Origin of the sequence: Pseudoalteromonas sp. P1-16-1b (assembly GCF_001401785.1) — a bacterium.
Classification (GTDB): domain Bacteria; phylum Pseudomonadota; class Gammaproteobacteria; order Enterobacterales; family Alteromonadaceae; genus Pseudoalteromonas; species Pseudoalteromonas undina.
The window spans coordinates 1-1405 of record NZ_LKGQ01000047.1 but is presented as its reverse complement, the minus strand read 5'-3'; the positions used below and the strand labels follow the sequence as shown (position 1 = coordinate 1405).

At 43.8% G+C, this 1405-nt stretch carries 1 protein-coding gene; it reads left to right on the top strand.

All coding sequences use genetic code 11. The features are described from left to right. The first annotated feature begins 270 nt into the window (after positions 1-270). A complete protein-coding gene (gene ampE / locus AN392_RS18055; protein WP_055013474.1) occupies positions 271-1122 on the top strand; it encodes a beta-lactamase regulator AmpE in 852 nt (283 codons plus the stop codon). The last annotated feature ends 283 nt before the right edge of the window (positions 1123-1405 follow it).

The following is a 1405-nucleotide window of genomic DNA, read 5'->3' as shown; positions in this document are numbered from 1 at the left end:
TTCAAGGTTAAATTTGCAGCAGTCTGTTTGGTATTTAGGCAAGGCAGCGCCTATGTGGTGTGGTTATTCCCCATAAATAGGCGATAACGTAGCATCAATGCCAAACAGGCGCTGCCCTTCGGGTTCTGCCTAGGGACGATTTACTCTTTGTTGCTCGGTTTTGACTTAGCCCACTAGGTTACAAACCTCGCGCCGCGATTAAATCGCCCCTAGTTTGAACAAATTATAATCCGCAAAGGTCAACAGACCCTAAATTAAGCGAGTAACAACATGATTTTGGTTTCAATAATAATAGCACTGATACTTGAGCGTTTAGGTGCTCGCTCTGCGCATTGGCAAATGAGTTATTACGCTAATGGCTACTTAACTCGCTCTGTTAATTTATTGACCAATAAAGGTTTATTTGGCACAGCTACGGGGTTTTTAATTTGGCTATTCCTGCCTGTGATTGCTATTGGGTGTGTGTATTTTTTATCTGACTTTGTACTTTGGCAGCTTGTTTTTAATGTGGCAGTGTTATTGGTGTGCTTTGGTTGTGCTAAACAGCGTGCTTTGTATAAGTCGTACCTCAATGCATTAACTCGAGGTGATCAAACTGCAGCTACCTTATACGCTTTGCAATTGGGACAAAAGCGCACAGAGGAGCAACAAGGAGGTGAAACCTTAGGGCAAACGCTGGCTTGGGTTAATTTCAGGTTTTATTGTGCGGTTATATTTTGGTTTGTGGTATTGGGTGTTGCCGGTGCTGTTTTTTATGCGCTAGTGCGCACTTTTGCCGACTTAGTGAGTGACAATCGTGATGAAGTCATTGCTAAGCATTTTAAGTTAATCCACCGTTTATTGTTTTGGCTAGATTGGCTCCCAGCGCGTATTACCAGTTTTGGTTATTTAGTGATTGGTAACTTTAATAAAGGGACTAGCTGTTGGCTGCATTACGTGTTTGACTTTTCAAGCCCTAATCGCAAGGTGGTTACTTATACGGCGTTAGCGGCTGAACAAGTTGAAGAGCGCTACTATGGTTGCACCTTTGAGGCCACCTGCATGATCAAACTGGTTAAGCGAAATGTACTTTTTTATTTAGTGTTAATTGCCTTAATGACTTTATTTGGCGGCTTAAGTTAAAACTAGGGGTTAGGTCATAGGTATTAGGTGTTAGGTAGAAATTAAGCCAATCACTGTGTTTAGCTTGGTGCTGGCGGGCTGCGAGCAGCGGGGAATGGGGGACGGGCTTAAAACCTTTAACCTAGAGCCTAGACCCTAAACATGCGGGAGGTAAACTCTCACTTACAATAATATATAAGTATGTTTGTATTTAGATGCTAGGTTTTATCCTACTGCCGAACCCCGAACCCCGAACCCCGAACCCCGAACCCCGAACCCCGAACCCCGAACCCCGAACCCCGAA

What these genes read in the sequence shown, in the direction of transcription:
- ampE (WP_055013474.1), top strand. Translation starts at nt 271, where the DNA reads ATGATTTTGGTTTCAATAATAATAGCACTGATACTTGAGCGTTTAGGT.